Genomic DNA, 15,953 nt, shown 5'->3' on the forward strand with positions numbered 1-15,953 from the left:
TGCAACACGCCGACGTTCTGGCTTGGCTCGGTTCCACGAAAGGCATCGTCGCCACGCCGCATAGCCAACGCAGCAATGCGCGATTGCAGTTGCGTACGACAACGAGTTCGGTTACAGCTGCCAGGTAGTTCGCGTGATGGAAGACATGGCCGGTGTAAACCCGCCAGCATTCCCGCGCTAAGCCTTAGCCGCATATGAAAACGCCCCGACTTTGGTCGGGGCGTTTTTGTTTGTGGGTGATCGTTCCCACGCTCTGCGTGGGAATGCCTCAACGGACGCTCTGCGTTCAGCTTTGGAAGGGGCGCGGAGCGTCCTGGGCTGCATTCCCACGCAGAGCATGGGAACGATCCTCTTCTCTGTAGGAGCGAGGCTTGCCCGCGAAGGCTATCGATCAGGCGCCACCCACTACTGCTGCCTGCGCAGTCCGCAGTTCATGACGATTGCCGCGGAACAACACCAGCGTCGCAATCAACCCCAGCACCGCCGCGCCACTGAGCCAGATCCCCGGTGCCGCCTTGTTGTCCAGCACATGGATCAGATACGTGCAGGCCGCCGGTGTGAAACCACCAAAGGTCGCGGTCGCCAGGCTGTAGGCAAGGGAGAAACCGGTCGTGCGAACTTCCACCGGCATGATCTCGGTCAGGGCCACCACCATGGCACCGTTGTACGAGCCATACAGGAACGACAGCCATAACTCGACGATCAGCAGATGGCTGAAGCTCGGGTTCGCAACCAGCCATGACAGCGCTGGATAAGCCGTGAGGATCGCCAGAATCGTCGCCGCCAACAGCAGGGGTTTGCGCCCGATTCTGTCAGACACTGAACCCATCACCGGCAGCCAGAAGAAATTCGACAGGCCAATGCACACGGTCACCAGCAACGTATCCAGATCCGACAGATGCAGTTCGGCTTTGCCGAAGGTAGGGGTGTAGGCGGTGATCAAGTAGAACGACACAGTGGTCATCACCACCAGCGCCATGCCGGCGAGGACGATGCCGAAGTTCTGACCAATCGAGCGGACAATGTCTTGCAAGGTAGGGCGGTGCTTACGCGCCTGGAATTCCGGGGTTTCTTCCAGCGAACGGCGGATCACGAAGATCACCGGCACGATCATGCAGCCGATCAGGAACGGCACGCGCCAGCCCCATTCACCCATTTCTTGCGGGCTGAGCCAATGGTTCAAACCCACGCCGAGCAGGCCGGCGAATACCACCGCGGCTTGCTGACTGGCGGATTGCCAACTGACGAAGAAGCCTTTGCGGCCTGGTGTGGAGATCTCGGCGAGGTACACCGACACACCGCCCAGTTCCACGCCCGCCGAGAAGCCTTGCAACAGGCGACCGAGCAATACGATCAGCGGCGCCGCGACACCCAGTGTCGCGTAACCCGGCACGCAGGCAATCAATAGTGTGCCGGCGGCCATCATTGCCAATGTGATGATCAGGCCTTTGCGGCGGCCGTGACGGTCGATGTAAGCCCCGAGGAAAATCGCCCCCAACGGACGCATCAGGAAGCCGGCCCCGAAAGTGGCCAAAGACAGCATCAGGGAAGCGAAAGCGCTGTCGGCAGGGAAGAAGGTTTTAGCAATGGCCGTGGCGTAAAAGCCGTAGACCATGAAGTCGAACATCTCCAGGAAGTTTCCGCTGACGACGCGAAAAATTGCTTTGCCGTTGCTCGTATTGGAAGACATTTGTAAGTACTCACGCTGGTAAATCTTGTTTGAAAACGCTGCACCTGTGGGAGCCTGCTCGCGATAGCGGTGACCGGATTTACGATTGCTTCGCAATCGGACGGGGGCAAGCCCTCTCGCCACACAGGCTCGCTCCCACAGGTTTTGCGTCTGACTGACGGACGCTGGCAGACCTCGCTCCCATGCGCTCTGAGGCCCATAATGGCGGGCGCGGTTTTGAGGGGAGATGAAGATTTGTTAACTGGACGGTGGGGTGGACTTGTGGTGCTGGCCGGCGTTTTGGCCGGTTGCGGCAACGGTGACAGCCTCGAACGCTTCGACGGCCCGACCATGGGCAGTCGTTATTCCATCCAATACGTAAGAAATTCCTCCACGCCGGGGGCGAAAGCGGTGCAGGCCGAAGTAGAAAATATTCTCGCCGAAGTGGATCGACAATTCTCGACCTATCGCAGCGACTCGGACACCGTACGCTTCAACACAATGCCGGCCGGTCGCTGTCAGGTCATGCCTGGCCCTGTGCTCGAATTGATCCGTGTGGGCGAGCAGTTGTCATCCCAAAGCGACGGCTCCTTCGACCTGACGGTGGAGCCGCTGCTCAACCTCTGGGGATTCGGGCCGCAAGCGCGAGAGGAAAAAGTGCCGAGTGCCGAGGCGCTCGCCGAGGTGCAGCAACGCGTCGGCCACAACCATTTGCGCATAGACGGTGATCAGTTGTGCAAGGACGTGGCAATCGAGCTCGACTTCAACAGCATCGCTGCCGGTTACGCGGTCGATACGATTGCCGCGAAACTCGAAGCAATGGGTATCCACAGTTACCTGACTGAAGTCACTGGCGAACTCAAGGCCGCCGGCAAAAAACTCGATGGCTCGCCTTGGCGCATCGCCCTGGAAGAACCCCGAGACGATCAGCAAGTCGTGCAAAAAATCATCGCCATCGACGGCTATGGCGTGTCCACCTCCGGTGACTACCGTAATTATTTCGAGCAGGGTGGCCAGCGCTATTCCCACACCTTCGATGCCCGCAGCGGTGCACCAGTCCTACACACCCTGGCGTCAGTCACAGTCATTCATCCTTCAGCGTTAATGGCCGATGGCCTATCGACGCTGTTGCTGATTCTCGGTCCTGAACGGGGTTGGGACTATGCCCAAACCCATGACATTGGTGCATTCTTTGTGATTCGTGCCGATACAGGTTTCGTCACACGCACCAATCAGGCTTTTGAGCGCCTGGTGGGTGAGAAAACCAAGTGATTGCGGCATCAAAAGCGTTTTTGATGGCGTTGTAGTGCAGGCAAAACTAGCCTACGACGCGACCAAGGGTTAATGTGCCCGGCGTTGACGCTTCTATAGACTGTGTCCGGGTTCTGCACTGGCCCCAAATTGTTCCTTCACGCCGCAGATCGGCGTGATTTAGCCGCAGGTGCCGAGGGCGCCGCGGCCTGTTCTGAGGAGTATGCATGGCTGTCTACAACTACGACGTGGTGGTGTTGGGTTCCGGCCCGGCCGGAGAAGGCGCGGCAATGAATGCCGCCAAAGCAGGGCGCAAGGTGGCGATGGTCGATAGTCGTCGCCAGGTCGGCGGCAACTGCACCCACCTGGGCACCATCCCGTCCAAGGCCTTGCGTCACTCGGTCCGGCAGATCATGCAGTTCAACACCAACCCGATGTTTCGGGCCATTGGTGAGCCGCGCTGGTTCTCGTTCCCGGACGTTTTGAAAAGCGCCGAAAAAGTCATCTCCAAACAAGTTGCCTCGCGCACCGGTTACTACGCCCGTAACCGTGTCGACGTGTTCTTCGGTACCGGCAGCTTCGCTGACGAGCAAACCATCGAAGTGGTCTGCGCCAATGGCGTGGTCGAAAAACTGGTGGCCAAGCACATCATCATTGCCACCGGTTCGCGCCCTTATCGCCCGGCGGACATCGATTTCCATCACCCGCGTATCTACGATAGCGACACCATCCTCAGCCTTGGCCATACCCCGCGCAAACTCATCGTTTACGGCGCTGGTGTGATCGGTTGCGAATACGCCTCGATCTTCAGTGGCCTGGGTGTGCTGGTTGAGCTGGTGGACAACCGCGGTCAGTTGCTGAGCTTCCTCGACTCGGAAATTTCCCAGGCGTTGAGTTACCACTTCAGCAACAACAACATCACGGTTCGCCACAACGAAGACTACGATCGCGTCGAAGGCGTGGACAACGGTGTGATCCTGCACCTGAAGTCCGGCAAGAAGATCAAGGCCGATGCCTTGCTCTGGTGCAACGGTCGTACCGGCAACACCGATCAGCTGGGTCTGGAAAATATCGGCGTGAAGGTCAACAGCCGTGGCCAGATCGAAGTCGACGAAAACTACCGCACCTGCGTGCCAAATATTTATGGCGCCGGTGATGTGATCGGTTGGCCGAGCCTGGCCAGTGCCGCGCACGATCAGGGGCGTTCGGCCGCTGGCAGCATTGTCGACAATGGCAGCTGGCGCTTCGTTAACGATGTGCCAACCGGCATCTACACCATTCCGGAGATCAGCTCGATCGGCAAGAACGAGCAGGAGCTGACTCAGGCCAAGGTGCCGTATGAAGTGGGCAAGGCGTTCTTCAAAGGCATGGCGCGTGCGCAGATTGCCGGCGAACCGCAAGGCATGCTGAAGATCCTGTTCCACCGCGATACCCTGGAAGTGCTGGGCGTTCACTGCTTCGGTTATCAGGCGTCGGAGATCGTGCACATCGGTCAGGCGATCATGAGCCAGCCGGGCGAACAGAACACCCTGAAGTACTTCGTCAACACGACGTTCAACTACCCGACCATGGCTGAAGCCTATCGGGTAGCGGCGTACGATGGCCTCAACCGGCTTTTTTGAGCGGCTCCGGCCGGTGGCCTGAGCCGGCCGGGGAGACCGATTTCAGCAATTCTCGAGCGTGGCAGTGGCCAAACCGGGAAAGTCTGTAATCAGGCTGTCAACGCCGAAGTCGGCGAGTCTGCGCATCAGCGCGGGCTCGTTGACTGTCCACACCGACACATGCAGCCCTTGACGCTGCGCCTTCTGCAGGCGTTCCGGCGTACACAGGGTCCAGTTCAGCGCCAGAATCTCACAGCCATAGTTTTGCGCGACCTTCAACGGGTCGAGCCAGGCATACTCGGCCACCAAACCGCGAGACACGTCCGGCACCAGGTCCAGCGCGGCTTTCAACACTTCGCGTGAACTCGACGTAATCGTGATCTTGTCCCGCATACCGAAACGCTGCGCCATTTCCCGAATCGCCAGCACGGTGGTCGCGGCGCGGGTGCGTGAAGCGCTTTTGACTTCCAGTTGCCAGTGATCGAAATCACATTTCTCGAACAATTCTTCCAACGTTGGAATCGGGCAGGGTTTGATCCAGCCCGGGCCGCCCTTGCGCGCGTCGTAGGTCACCAGCTCCGCGGCGGTATGTTCGACTACTTTGCCGCGACGCTCGGTGGTGCGTTTGAGGGTCGGGTCGTGGATCACCATCAACTCGCCGTCCCTGGACAGGTGCAGGTCCAGTTCGCAACGGCGTACGCCGTGCTTGAGGCATTCCTGAAAGCTGGTCAGGGTGTTTTCCGGTGCTTCGCCCTTGGCGCCGCGATGGCCGTAGATGAGGGTCACGGTTCTTCCTTAAATTAAATGCCTGATTCGTTTTGTTCGCGGGCCAGGCGTCGTTCTTGTGCCTGTCGCTGCAAGATGTAACGAGCCAGCAATTGCCGCTGGGCATCGGACAGATATTCGAACTCGGTGCCGACATCGTAGCCTTCGCCCTTGCGGTCGCAATGGGTGACGCGGGCACGCAGCAACAGGCCAAGGGCTTGCGGCATGAGTACCAGCTTGACCGACAGGTGCGCGCCAGTGGCGATGGGCGTCGGATGCTGGAAGTCGATACCTCCTTCGGAGAGGATGACCGGCTGCGGTTCGCCGATCTGTCCGAGCACGGTCAGGGCGACCACCTGGCTCAGCAGATCGATGCGTTTGTTCTGGGATTTCAGGAACGCGGCGATGGTCCGGTCGCGTTCGCTGATCTGTCGCAACAGGTGTTGCGACTCGAATTCGCTCAGGTGCAGTTCGCTGAGCAGGTTGAATAGAGGGGAAGCATCCTGCAACACTTCCTGGCCTGCGGCTTCGGGAGCAGACAGGGGCCGAATTTCCAGTGCGATCGTGTCCTCGATACGGTAGTATTCGCGGCGATCTTCTTCATCTAATGTCGACATGGCGAACCCATGGTAGCGGCGGTGGTCTGAGTGTAAAGCTGGTTATCGACCCCCGCCACAAGGACGTTCCTTTTCCCTCCGAACAAGCCCCGACATGTTCAGACCTCTCTTCGTATTTATTGGCACGCGTTATACCCGTGCAAAGCGTCGCAATCATTTTGTGTCGTTCATTTCCCTGACCTCGATGATCGGACTCGCCCTTGGCGTGGTCGTGATGATCGTCGTGCTGTCGGTCATGAACGGCTTCGATCATGAGATGCGCACCCGCGTGCTGGGCATGGTGCCCCACGCGACCATCGAGTCCGGTGAGCCGATCAGCGACTGGCAAAGCCTGGCCGCCAAGGTCAAGCAGAACCCGCAGGTGGCGGCGGTTGCGCCCTTCGTCCAGATGCAGGGCCTGCTGACCAACAACGGCAAGGTCTCCAAGGTGCTGCTCAATGCCATCGACCCTGTGCAGGAACGGCAGGTGTCGATCATTGATAACTTCATGCAGCAGGGCAAACTCGATGACCTGGCGCCGGGCAGTTTCGGCATCGTCATCGGCGACAAGGCCGCGGCCAAACTCGGCGTGGCGGTCGGCGACAAACTGACGTTTGTCGCGCCGGAAGTCACCGTGACCCCGGCCGGGATGTTCCCGCGCATGAAACGCTTTACCGTGGTCGGCATCTTCCACGTCGGCGCCGGTGAGATTGACGGCTATCTGGGCATCACCAATTTGCAGGATCTGGCGAAGCTGCACCGCTGGCAGCCGGATCAGGTCCAGGGCCTGCGGTTGAAGTTCGATGACCTGTTCCAGGCCCCACGAACTGCGTGGACCATCGCCCAGCAACTCGGCGAAGACAAGTATTACGCCCGCGACTGGACCCGCACCCACGGCAACCTGTATCAAGCGATCCGCATGGAAAAAGCCATGATCGGCCTGCTGTTGCTGCTGATCGTCGCCGTGGCGGCGTTCAACATCATCTCCACGCTGGTAATGGTGGTGAACGACAAGAAGGGCGACATCGCGATCCTGCGCACCCTGGGTTCTACGCCGGGGCAGATCATGGCGATCTTCATGGTCCAGGGCACGGTCATTGGCGTGGTCGGTACGCTGATCGGCGCTGTGGTCGGCATCTTCGCCGCGCTGAACGTCAGCGCCGCGATCTCCGCCCTTGAAGGGCTGATCGGCCACAAGTTCCTCAACGCCGACGTGTACTTCATCGATTACCTGCCGTCGCAAGTGCAGAGCCAGGACGTGTTGATGGTCTGCGCCGCCGCGTTGGTTCTGAGTTTCCTCGCCACCCTGTATCCAGCCTGGCGTGCCGCGCGCACCCAGCCTGCGGAGGCGCTACGTTATGAGTGAGTCGGGCATGAGTGATAAAGCAATCTTGAGCTGCCGCAACCTGGGCAAATCCTACGTGGAAGGCCCGGAATCGGTAGAGGTTCTGGCCGGTCTGCAACTGGAGCTGCACCCTGGTGAGCGCGTGGCGATCGTCGGTACGTCGGGTTCGGGCAAAAGTACCTTGCTCAACCTGCTGGGCGGCCTCGATACGCCGACCAAGGGCAGCGTCTGGCTGGCCGGTGAAGAGCTCTCGGCACTGAATGAAAAGGCCCGTGGCCTGCTGCGCAATCGGTCGCTGGGTTTCGTTTACCAGTTCCACCACTTGCTGCCTGAGTTCACCGCGCTGGAAAACGTCTGCATGCCGCTGCTGATCGGTAAAACCGCGATCCCGGAAGCGCGTCAGCGTGCGACGGCGTTGCTGGAGCGGGTAGGGCTGGGCCATCGTCTGGAGCACAAACCGGCGGAATTGTCCGGTGGCGAACGCCAGCGTGTGGCCATTGCCCGTGCCCTGGTGAACAAGCCAGGCCTGGTGATGCTCGATGAGCCGACCGGCAACCTCGACTCCCACACCGCCCAGGGCATTCAGGATTTGATGCTGGAACTCAGCACCTCGATGCGCACCGCGTTTCTGGTGGTGACCCATGACATGAACCTGGCCCGCCAGATGGATCGCGTCCTGCATTTGCAGGAAGGTTACCTGACACCCATCTGATTGACCGAAACCCGACGTACTGAACAGTACGTCGGGTCTTTTATTTTTATACGGTGCCCAGCGAATGTTCAGACCGTTATCGATCTTTATCGGCGCGCGCTATACCCGCGCCAAGCGCCGCAATCGCTTTGTTTCCTTCATATCGATGACCTCGATGATCGGCCTCGCCCTGGGCGTGTTGGCGATGATCGTGGTGTTGTCGGTAATGAACGGCTTCCAGCGCGAAATGAGCTCGCGCATCCTCGGCATGGTGCCCCACGCGACTATCGTCGGCGTGAACCCTATCGATGATTGGCAGCCGGTGGCCGCCGCGGCGATGAAGAATCCTGAAGTGACGGCGGCGGTGCCCTTCACCGAGATGGAAGGCATGCTGTCCTATAAGGGCACGATGCAGCCGATCCAGGTCAGCGGTGTCGACCCGGCGCTGGAAGGCAAGGTCTCGATCGTTGCCAAGCACATTGTTCAGGGGCGTCTGGACGCCTTGAAGCCCGGCGAGTTTGGCGTGGTGATCGGTGAGATCACTGCGCGGCGCTTTCGCTTGAACGTCGGCGACAAGATCACCCTGATCGTGCCGGAAATCAGCACCGCACCGGGCGGCATCACCCCGCGCATGCAGCGGCTGAACGTGGTGGGCGTGTTCAAGGTTGGCGCCGAGCTGGACGGCTCCATGGCGCTGATCCACGTCGCCGATGCCGCGCAGATGCAACACTGGCAGCCGAATCAGGTGCAGAGCGTGCGCCTGGCGGTGAAGGATCTGTACGCCGCGCCGCAAGTGTCGAGCGACATCGCGACAGGCCTGGGCGCTGCCTACAAGGCTGACGACTGGACCCACACCCAGGGCAGTCTGTTCAGCGCGATGAAGATGGAAAAAACCATGATCGGCCTACTGTTGCTGATGATCGTCGCGGTGGCGGCGTTCAACATCATTGCGACCCTGATCATGGTGGTGAACGACAAGGGCGCGGACATCGCAATCCTCCGCACCATCGGCGCGACGCCTCGGCAGATCATGGCGATCTTCATGGTGCAGGGCACGGTGATCGGGGTTGTCGGCACCTTGATTGGCGGCGTACTGGGCGTGATCGCAGCGCTGAACGTCAGTGAACTGGTGGGCTGGATGGAGCGGGTCAGCGGGCAACACATCTTCAGTTCCGATGTGTACTTTGTCAGTAACTTGCCATCGGAGCTGCAGGGCGCGGATGTGTTGTTGATCTGTTCCGCCGGTTTCATCATGAGCTTTTTGGCGACGGTGTATCCAGCGTGGCGGGCGGCGAAAGTCGAGCCGGCTACGGCGTTGCGGTATTCGTAAGTCATTACATCGCTTTCGCGGGCAAGCCTCGCTCCTAAAGGGGGCTTGTCGCTCAAATTTCTTAACTCATGCTGACATCGCGCATTAACAACCCAAAGCGCAAATCCACCGCGTCCGGTATCGGTAAATACACCGTGTGCCCATCCCCCGGCGCCACTTCAACGGCCTCACCTTTGACGTCCTGCAACTGATGCAAGTCGAAGTGGAAATTACCCTTGGGCGTCATCAGTTCCATGTGATCGCCCAGACCAAAGCGATTCTTTACCCGCACCTCGGCCAGCCGATCCCGGCGTTCGCCAGTCAGCTCGCCCACGAACTGCTGACGCTCTGAAACCGAGCTGCCGTTCTGGTAATTCTGATATTCGTCATGCACATGTCGACGCAGAAAACCTTCGGTATAGCCACGTTGGGCCAGGGATTCCAGGTCGGTCATCAAGCTGCGATCAAACGCTCGGCCAGCCACCGCATCATCGATCGCGCGGCGATACACCTGGGTGGTGCGCGCGCAATAGAAGTGCGATTTGGTCCGGCCTTCGATCTTCAATGAATGCACGCCCATCTGCGTCAGGCGCTCGACATGCTGGACGGCGCGCAGGTCCTTGGCGTTCATGATGTAGGTGCCGTGTTCATCCTCGAATGCCGGCATCAGTTCGTCAGGGCGATTGGCTTCTTGTAGCAGGAACACTTGATCGGTCGGCGCGCCGATGCCCAGGGTCGGTTCGGGACGGAACTGCTGAACGATTTCGCCAAGCTGATTTTCGCTGGCCGGTGTCGCCGAGTATTTCCAGCGACAGGCGTTGGTGCAACTGCCCTGATTGGCGTCGCGCTTGTTCATATAACCCGACAACAGACAGCGCCCGGAATAGGCCATGCACAACGCGCCGTGGACGAACACTTCCAGCTCCATCGCCGGGACCTGCTGGCGGATTTCTGCGATCTCTTCCAGCGACAGTTCGCGGGACAGGATGATCCGGCTCAAGCCCTGTTGCTGCCAGAACTCGACGCTGGCCCAGTTCACCGTGTTGGCCTGCACTGACAAGTGGATCGGCATCTGCGGGAAGTGCCGGCGCACCAGCATGATCAGGCCCGGGTCGGACATGATCAGCGCGTCCGGCGCCATGGCGATCACCGGTTCCAGGTCCTTCAAGAATGTTTTGAGCTTGGCGTTGTGCGGGGCGATGTTCACCACCACATAGAAACGCTTGCCCTGAGCCTGGGCCTCGGCGATGCCGAGCGCGAGGTTGGCGTGATCGAATTCGTTGTTGCGCACCCGCAGGCTGTAGCGCGGCTGGCCGGCGTACACCGCGTCGGCGCCATAGGCGAAGGCATAACGCATGTTTTTCAGGGTGCCGGCGGGGGCGAGCAGTTCCGGGGGCGTGAGCGTTATGGCGCTGGTCATGGCAGTGTCGATCGCAAAAGCCGGCAAGGGTAAGCGGCTTGCCCGCGGGGTTTATTGATCTGGATCTATGCTTGATGAAAAACGGATGGCACTCGCGCGAGCCGTGGCGGACTAAACATCAAGACGCGCGTTGGCGCCCCTGTGCACTGACATGGATCGGACATGAACGAAACGAAGCTGCAAAACACCTCGCTGATGGTCTTGCTGACCCTGGTGAGCATTGCCTTCATATGGATTCTGCTGCCGCTCTATGGTGCGGTGTTCTGGGCGGTCATCCTCGGCATTCTGTTTTCGCCCTTGCAGCATCAGTTGCAACAGAGGTTCGGCTGGCCACGCAACCTGACGGCCCTGTTCACTTTGAGTCTCTGTGTGGTGATCGCGATCCTGCCGGTAATCACCATCAGTACCTTGCTGGTTCAGGAAGGTGCGGCGCTGTACAACCGAATCGAAAGCGGTGAACTGGACATCGCCGGGTATGTGTTGCAGTTCAAGCAAAGTCTGCCGCCCTATGTTCAGTACTTGCTCGACCGTTTCGGCATGGGTGAGCTGAGCGGGCTTCGGGAGAACATCATCAAGAGCACGATGCAGGGCAGCCAGTTTGTCGCGACCAAGGCGTTCAACTTTGGTCAGGGCACGTTCGAATTCGTGGTGAGCTTTTTCGTCATGCTGTACCTGCTGTTTTTCTTCCTGCGGGACGGGTCCGAACTGGCACGTAAAGTACGTGCGGCGATACCGCTGGAAGACAACCAGAAACGTCGTTTGCAACTCAAGTTCAATCGAGTGGTGCGGGCCACGGTGAAGGGCAATGTGGTGGTGGCGATCACGCAAGGGGCATTGGGTGGTTTAATTTTCTGGTTTCTGGACATCCCGAGCGTGCTGCTCTGGGCGGTGTTGATGGCGTTTCTGTCGCTGTTGCCGGCGGTGGGGGCGGGGATCGTCTGGGTACCGGTGGCGGCGTATTTCCTGTTCAGCGGCGCGATCTGGCAGGCCACCGTGCTGACCTTGTTCGGAGTGTTCGTGATCGGCCTGGTGGACAACGTCCTGCGACCGATCCTGGTGGGCAAGGACACCAAAATGCCGGACTACTTGATTCTCATCTCGACCCTGGGCGGCCTGGCGCTTTTTGGCCTGAACGGTTTTGTCATCGGGCCGTTGATCGCGGCGTTGTTCGTGTCGAGCTGGGCGATTTTCATCGATTCCAAGCCCAAGGTTCAGCTGCCTTAAGCGCTGAGCTGGCCCGAGCCGATACGTTGCGACATGGCTTGGGCGGCGGGAAGCGAGGTGAGTGGACCGCTGATAGGCTCGCCGTCCTGCATCAGATACCAACAAGCGAGTAACCCCCGCGCTCTGAGCGATGCGGGTACGGCGCTGCCGATAACGGACATGATCTGAACCTGAGTCATAAGTACCTCCATTAATCTATGGAGCTACCTTACGGATCGGACGCTTGAACGGACAATCAACGCTTTCGATAGTCGTCATTGATGCCAATGAGTTCTGCGGTCAATCCACCACTAGATCGAGCATATGCACCACCTCCTGCTCATTGAGCAGGCCTTTGCGCACCAGGTTTTCTGCCAGCAGCGAAAGAAATTTTGCGCTGCGATGGCCTTCCAGGTGTTTGAGTTCGGTCAGTGCGTTGTACACCTTGTCGGAAGTGCATAAGCCGACAATGCGATGCGGGTTTTGTGTGGGCATGAAGGTCGTCCTTGTTTTTATCAACCTGTTGTTTACGGACAGATCCAAGCTTGCGGATCGGACATGACATAAATATGACCAACTTTACCGGCCGGTACTGTCCCGACAGCGACCTTGGCGAGATTTATTCAGACTTCGTCCAGCCAGTGGTCACAAAAAAGGCCCCGCTTTTAAAGCGGGGCCTGATGAGCGTATTACCAGCGGTCGCCACGATAATAACCATGGGGAGGGCCGTAATAGCCGCGTGGTGGGCCATACCCGCGTGGCGGACCGTAATAGATCGGTGCCGGGCGGTAGTACATCGGTTGTTGAACGTAGACCGGCGCCGGTTGGTAATAAACAGGCGGTGGCTGCACGTACACCGGTTGTGGCTGAACGTAGACCGGTTGCTCCACATACACTGGACGGTCGCGGCTGATTATTGCTGAGCCAATGATTGCCGAGCCGACGATCGCACCAAACACAGCCGGACCTTCCCAGCCGCCATGACCACGACCACCTGCTTCTGCCTGCCCTGCGATAGCAAGAGCACCGATCAGCAAGGCTACTGTGGGGATTTTACGGATCATGATAAGTCCTCGGTTCTTCGACCCGGCGCTCGCGTCTGCAATAGACACAAGTTGTCGCGGGGATACTTCTAAGACAGTATTTTTTTGAAAATCAGCACAGCCGTTGGGTAAATTTTGTGTAAGGTCTGTACCGGCTTCTTTACGGCTGTGTGCCAAGTGCAGACTGGCTTTTATGATCAATCAGAACCGGTGAAGTGGCTAATCCCGTCCATCCGAAAGTGCTATTGAAGGAGATTCCAATGCAGATGAACCCCAACAGAGACACTCAGCTGTGCATGTCACTCTCGGGGCGCCCCGGCAACTTCGGCCTGCGGTTTCACAACCATCTGTACGAACAATTGGGCCTGAATTTTTACTACAAGGCCTTCAGCAGCCAGGACTTGCCGGGCGCCGTGGGCGGCATCCGCGCCTTGGGGATCCGGGGTTGCGGGGTGTCGATGCCGTTCAAGGAAGCTTGTATTGCGTTGGTCGATGAGCTGGATGCATCGGCTGAGGCCATCCAATCGATCAACACTATCGTCAATACCAACGGTCACCTCAAGGCCTACAACACCGATTACATTGCCATCGCCCAGTTGCTTGAAACCCATCAGGTGCCCAAGGATTCGACCTTTGCCCTGCGTGGCAGTGGCGGCATGGCCAAGGCTGTGGCCAGTGCCTTGCGCGATGGCGGCTACAAAAACGGCCTGATCGTGGCCCGTAACGAGCGTGCCGGGCATGCCTTGGCTGAATCGTTGGGTTATCACTGGCAGGCGGAGTTGGGCGCTCAACGCCCGCAGATGCTGATCAACGTCACGCCCATCGGCATGACCGGCGGGCCGGAGGCCGATCAACTGGCGTTTGAGCCTGACGCTATCGCTGCGGCGGAAACTGTCTTCGATGTGGTGGCGATCCCCTCGGAAACACCACTGATCGTGCGCGGTCGTGCCGAAGGCAAGCGGGTGATCACCGGGCTGGAAGTGATTGCGATCCAGGCACTGGAACAGTTCGTGTTGTACACCGGCGTGCGGCCGACCGATGAGCAGTTCCAGAAAGCCGTGGCGTTTGCCCGCAGCTGACAGTTGACTGTACTGGCCAATCGCGGGCGGGGAGGGGGAGATTCGCCTGGGTGCCGAACGCTTTCCGATCCGCGCTGGTGATGTGATTGCCTGCCCGGCGGGTGGTCCTGAAGCCGCGCACCAGATCATCAACACCAGCAACGGCGAATTGCGCTATCTGGCGGTCAGCAGCCAGCAATCACCGGACATTTGCGAATACCCGGATTCCGGCAAATACGTGGTGATGGACGACTTCAAGGTCGATGCCCAGGGCAATGCTTCAGGCTTCGTCGCCGTCGCCAGGCAGGCCGATGGCGTGGATTATTGGGATGGCGAGTAGCAGTTCAGAGTTGAGCGCGAACCCTGTGGCGAGGGAGCTTGCTCCCGTTCGGCTGCGAAGCAGTCGCAAGGCAGGCAAACCCGGTGAGCCAGACGTAATGCGTTGACAGGTTTGGGGCCGCTTCGCGACCCAGCGGGAGCAAGCTCCCTCGCCACAAGGACTTCGTACATCGCGAACAAGGCGTTTATTCGAGGCGTGCCAGTCGCTCTTCCAGCGCCGCGATCCGCGCTTCAAGCTCTTCGATTCGCTCTACCGACACACCGCCACTGGTGCCACGCTCCACAGGATTTTGCCGGGCAGCCAGGATCACTTCGATATCCGCCGGATCGCCCAGTGCATGCATGTAACGGTCTTCGCGCTGGCCGGCCTGGCGCGGGATCAACAGCGCCAGACCCCTGGCGATCAAGCGCTCCAGTTGATGCACCACCTGCTCGGCATCTTCGAAGTCATGCATGCGGCCGCTGCGGGTCAGCAGTTCGTTGACCGTCTGCGGGCCGCGCAGAAACAACAGCCCCGTCAGAATCACCTGCGCCGGCACCAGCTCCAGCGCCTTGTCGACCCGATGCTCCCAACGGTCGGCACGGCTGCCCATCACCAACCGGGTAAAACCGCGACCTTCCAGAACGCGCAGGCTCTGGCCGACCTGGCCCTGGCTGAGGTTCATCACCGGTTCGCGGCTGGTTTTCTGGTTGCAGGCAATCACCAGCGCATTAAGCGTCAGCGGATAGGTTTCCGGGCTGGTGGCCTGTTTCTCGATCAACGAGCCCAGAATGCGGATTTCCGTGCTGTTGAGCCGCGGTTCGTCGGAGGTCGTTTCTTGCTCAGTGCTCATCGCGCTTTTCCCTATGCAGTCGAAGCATGCAGTCGAAGCCGCCTAGCCTAATCCTTGCAGGATAAAAGACAAGCCGCAGGGCGGTCGGGCATGGCTATAATCGCTCCACGTTTTTACTCCTGTCACCACACGAGACCATCATGACTATTTCCCTGTACGCCGCTTCCGTTCCGGTTTTCCAGCAAATGCTCAATGCCCTGAGCAACAACCTGAGCAAGGCCGAAGCCCACGCTAGCGCGAAAAATATTGATCCGAACGCGTTCCTGCAAGCCCGTCTGTACCCGGACATGTTCCCGCTGGTGCGTCAGGTGCAGATCGCCGTCGATTTCGCCAAAGGTGTTTCGGCGCGTCTGGCTGAAGTCGAACTGCCGAAATACGATGACACCGAAACCACCTTCGCCGAACTGCAAGCGTTGATCGCCAAGGTTCTGGCTTTCATCGGCGAGATCAAACCCGAGCAGATCGACGGCAAGGAAGGCATCGAGATCGTTACCCGTCCAGGCACGCCTAAAGAGAAGCGCTTCACTGGCCAGGCTTACCTGCTGAGCTATGGTTTGCCGCAGTTCTTCTTCCACGTGACCACCGCTTACGCACTGCTGCGTCACAACGGCGTGGAAGTGGGCAAGCGCGATTACATGGGCGCGTTCTAAACCGCCCAGATACAAAAAAGCCCGCCAAGGTGTAAGCCTTGGCGGGCTTTTTCATTTTGCCTTCTGTAGGAGCCAGGCTTGCCGCGGAACCTGTGGGAGCGGGCTTGCTCGCGAAGACGGAGTGTCAGTCGACATCATCGTGAACTGCTGCTCGTCGGCCTCGTCGCCCTGCTGGTGCTG

The 15,953-nt window shown here is 59.2% G+C and carries 16 protein-coding genes and 2 pseudogenes; 10 read left to right on the top strand and 8 right to left on the bottom strand.

Going from position 1 to position 15,953, the window contains the following annotated elements; translation table 11 throughout:
• A pseudogene (locus ACQKPC_RS29110) lies at nt 1-92 on the top strand (GTP cyclohydrolase FolE2); the annotation flags it as partial.
• 299 nt (nt 93-391) lie between these two features.
• On the opposite strand, the gene ACQKPC_RS29115 reads toward ACQKPC_RS29110, so the two are convergent.
• A complete protein-coding gene (locus ACQKPC_RS29115; protein ID WP_427628089.1) occupies nt 392-1,690 on the bottom strand; it encodes an MFS transporter in 1,299 nt (432 codons plus the stop codon).
• Between the two features lie 201 nt (nt 1,691-1,891).
• Here ACQKPC_RS29115 and ACQKPC_RS29120 point away from each other — a divergent pair, with 201 nt between their 5' ends.
• Both ACQKPC_RS29120 and sthA read left to right on the top strand, forming a co-directional pair.
• Nucleotides 1,892-2,941, top strand: a complete 1,050-nt coding sequence (locus ACQKPC_RS29120) for an FAD:protein FMN transferase (RefSeq protein WP_427628090.1) — start codon at nt 1,892-1,894, stop codon at nt 2,939-2,941.
• 206 nt (nt 2,942-3,147) lie between these two features.
• On the top strand, nt 3,148-4,542 hold the full coding sequence (gene sthA / locus ACQKPC_RS29125) for a Si-specific NAD(P)(+) transhydrogenase (RefSeq protein ID WP_008073074.1): 1,395 nt from the start codon (nt 3,148-3,150) through the stop codon (nt 4,540-4,542).
• Nucleotides 4,543-4,584: 42 nt separating this feature from the next.
• Here sthA and ACQKPC_RS29130 read toward each other — a convergent pair whose 3' ends face one another.
• Together ACQKPC_RS29130 and ACQKPC_RS29135 are read right to left on the bottom strand one after the other, a co-directional pair.
• Nucleotides 4,585-5,307, bottom strand: a complete 723-nt coding sequence (locus ACQKPC_RS29130; protein ID WP_007907751.1) for a glycerophosphodiester phosphodiesterase — start codon at nt 5,305-5,307, stop codon at nt 4,585-4,587.
• Nucleotides 5,308-5,321: 14 nt separating this feature from the next.
• Nucleotides 5,322-5,903 (bottom strand): PilZ domain-containing protein, encoded by a 582-nt coding sequence (locus ACQKPC_RS29135; protein WP_123496503.1) that lies wholly within the window; start codon nt 5,901-5,903, stop codon nt 5,322-5,324.
• Between the two features lie 94 nt (nt 5,904-5,997).
• Between ACQKPC_RS29135 and ACQKPC_RS29140 the strand changes: the two genes are divergently transcribed.
• From ACQKPC_RS29140 to ACQKPC_RS29150, 3 genes are all read left to right on the top strand, one after another.
• On the top strand, nt 5,998-7,248 hold the full coding sequence (locus ACQKPC_RS29140; protein ID WP_427628092.1) for a lipoprotein-releasing ABC transporter permease subunit: 1,251 nt from the start codon (nt 5,998-6,000) through the stop codon (nt 7,246-7,248).
• 7 nt (nt 7,249-7,255) lie between these two features.
• A complete protein-coding gene (gene lolD, locus ACQKPC_RS29145) occupies nt 7,256-7,939 on the top strand; it encodes a lipoprotein-releasing ABC transporter ATP-binding protein LolD (RefSeq protein ID WP_020700644.1) in 684 nt (227 codons plus the stop codon).
• A 64-nt stretch (nt 7,940-8,003) separates the two neighbouring features.
• Nucleotides 8,004-9,248 (top strand): lipoprotein-releasing ABC transporter permease subunit, encoded by a 1,245-nt coding sequence (locus ACQKPC_RS29150; RefSeq protein ID WP_007907744.1) that lies wholly within the window; start codon nt 8,004-8,006, stop codon nt 9,246-9,248.
• A gap of 61 nt (nt 9,249-9,309) precedes the next feature.
• Here ACQKPC_RS29150 and yegQ read toward each other — a convergent pair whose 3' ends face one another.
• Nucleotides 9,310-10,647, bottom strand: a complete 1,338-nt coding sequence (gene yegQ, locus ACQKPC_RS29155) for a tRNA 5-hydroxyuridine modification protein YegQ (protein WP_427628095.1) — start codon at nt 10,645-10,647, stop codon at nt 9,310-9,312.
• 162 nt (nt 10,648-10,809) lie between these two features.
• Here yegQ and ACQKPC_RS29160 point away from each other — a divergent pair, with 162 nt between their 5' ends.
• Complete coding sequence (locus tag ACQKPC_RS29160) at nt 10,810-11,871, top strand: AI-2E family transporter (protein ID WP_427628097.1); 1,062 nt, start codon at nt 10,810-10,812, stop codon at nt 11,869-11,871.
• Here the strand turns inward: ACQKPC_RS29160 and ACQKPC_RS29165 are convergent.
• The 3 genes from ACQKPC_RS29165 to ACQKPC_RS29175 all read right to left on the bottom strand — a co-directional run bounded on the left by ACQKPC_RS29165 (nt 11,868) and on the right by ACQKPC_RS29175 (nt 12,914).
• Entirely contained in the window at nt 11,868-12,050 is a 183-nt protein-coding gene (locus tag ACQKPC_RS29165) for a hypothetical protein (protein ID WP_427628099.1), read from the bottom strand. The genes ACQKPC_RS29160 and ACQKPC_RS29165 overlap by 4 nt on opposite strands.
• 100 nt (nt 12,051-12,150) lie before the next feature.
• Nucleotides 12,151-12,345, bottom strand: coding sequence for a hypothetical protein (locus ACQKPC_RS29170; protein ID WP_008011397.1), 195 nt, complete (start codon nt 12,343-12,345; stop codon nt 12,151-12,153).
• Between the two features lie 194 nt (nt 12,346-12,539).
• Nucleotides 12,540-12,914: a hypothetical protein gene (locus tag ACQKPC_RS29175; protein WP_063343055.1), complete on the bottom strand. Its 375-nt coding sequence runs from the start codon at nt 12,912-12,914 to the stop codon at nt 12,540-12,542.
• Nucleotides 12,915-13,153: 239 nt separating this feature from the next.
• On the opposite strand from ACQKPC_RS29175, the gene ACQKPC_RS29180 reads away from it, so the two are divergent.
• Nucleotides 13,154-13,972, top strand: coding sequence for a shikimate 5-dehydrogenase (locus tag ACQKPC_RS29180; RefSeq protein ID WP_427628101.1), 819 nt, complete (start codon nt 13,154-13,156; stop codon nt 13,970-13,972).
• 19 nt (nt 13,973-13,991) lie between these two features.
• A pseudogene (locus ACQKPC_RS29185) lies at nt 13,992-14,291 on the top strand (cupin domain-containing protein); the annotation flags it as partial.
• A 184-nt stretch (nt 14,292-14,475) separates the two neighbouring features.
• Here ACQKPC_RS29185 and ACQKPC_RS29190 read toward each other — a convergent pair.
• The gene (locus ACQKPC_RS29190) at nt 14,476-15,123 is read right to left on the bottom strand and encodes a YceH family protein (RefSeq protein ID WP_063343056.1); all 648 of its coding nucleotides are present in this window, start codon (nt 15,121-15,123) and stop codon (nt 14,476-14,478) included.
• A gap of 140 nt (nt 15,124-15,263) precedes the next feature.
• Between ACQKPC_RS29190 and ACQKPC_RS29195 the strand changes: the two genes are divergently transcribed.
• Entirely contained in the window at nt 15,264-15,773 is a 510-nt protein-coding gene (locus ACQKPC_RS29195; protein ID WP_192342572.1) for a DUF1993 domain-containing protein, read from the top strand.
• Nucleotides 15,774-15,953: the final 180 nt, after the last annotated feature.

It is taken from the genome of Pseudomonas sp. NPDC089918, from assembly GCF_050280605.1.
In the GTDB taxonomy this organism is placed as follows: domain Bacteria; phylum Pseudomonadota; class Gammaproteobacteria; order Pseudomonadales; family Pseudomonadaceae; genus Aquipseudomonas.

Excerpts from the sequence above, each read along its gene's own strand:
- ACQKPC_RS29115 (WP_427628089.1), bottom strand. The coding sequence starts at position 1,690 with ATGTCTTCCAATACGAGCAACGGCAAAGCAATTTTTCGCGTCGTCAGC.
- ACQKPC_RS29120 (WP_427628090.1), top strand. The coding sequence starts at position 1,892 with ATGGCGGGCGCGGTTTTGAGGGGAGATGAAGATTTGTTAACTGGACGG.
- sthA (WP_008073074.1), top strand. The coding sequence starts at position 3,148 with ATGGCTGTCTACAACTACGACGTGGTGGTGTTGGGTTCCGGCCCGGCC.
- ACQKPC_RS29135 (WP_123496503.1), bottom strand. The coding sequence starts at position 5,903 with ATGTCGACATTAGATGAAGAAGATCGCCGCGAATACTACCGTATCGAG.
- ACQKPC_RS29140 (WP_427628092.1), top strand. The coding sequence starts at position 5,998 with ATGTTCAGACCTCTCTTCGTATTTATTGGCACGCGTTATACCCGTGCA.
- lolD (WP_020700644.1), top strand. The coding sequence starts at position 7,256 with ATGAGTGATAAAGCAATCTTGAGCTGCCGCAACCTGGGCAAATCCTAC.
- ACQKPC_RS29150 (WP_007907744.1), top strand. The coding sequence starts at position 8,004 with ATGTTCAGACCGTTATCGATCTTTATCGGCGCGCGCTATACCCGCGCC.
- yegQ (WP_427628095.1), bottom strand. The coding sequence starts at position 10,647 with ATGACCAGCGCCATAACGCTCACGCCCCCGGAACTGCTCGCCCCCGCC.
- ACQKPC_RS29160 (WP_427628097.1), top strand. The coding sequence starts at position 10,810 with ATGAACGAAACGAAGCTGCAAAACACCTCGCTGATGGTCTTGCTGACC.
- ACQKPC_RS29165 (WP_427628099.1), bottom strand. The coding sequence starts at position 12,050 with ATGACTCAGGTTCAGATCATGTCCGTTATCGGCAGCGCCGTACCCGCA.
- ACQKPC_RS29170 (WP_008011397.1), bottom strand. The coding sequence starts at position 12,345 with ATGCCCACACAAAACCCGCATCGCATTGTCGGCTTATGCACTTCCGAC.
- ACQKPC_RS29175 (WP_063343055.1), bottom strand. The coding sequence starts at position 12,914 with ATGATCCGTAAAATCCCCACAGTAGCCTTGCTGATCGGTGCTCTTGCT.
- ACQKPC_RS29180 (WP_427628101.1), top strand. The coding sequence starts at position 13,154 with ATGCAGATGAACCCCAACAGAGACACTCAGCTGTGCATGTCACTCTCG.
- ACQKPC_RS29190 (WP_063343056.1), bottom strand. The coding sequence starts at position 15,123 with ATGAGCACTGAGCAAGAAACGACCTCCGACGAACCGCGGCTCAACAGC.
- ACQKPC_RS29195 (WP_192342572.1), top strand. The coding sequence starts at position 15,264 with ATGACTATTTCCCTGTACGCCGCTTCCGTTCCGGTTTTCCAGCAAATG.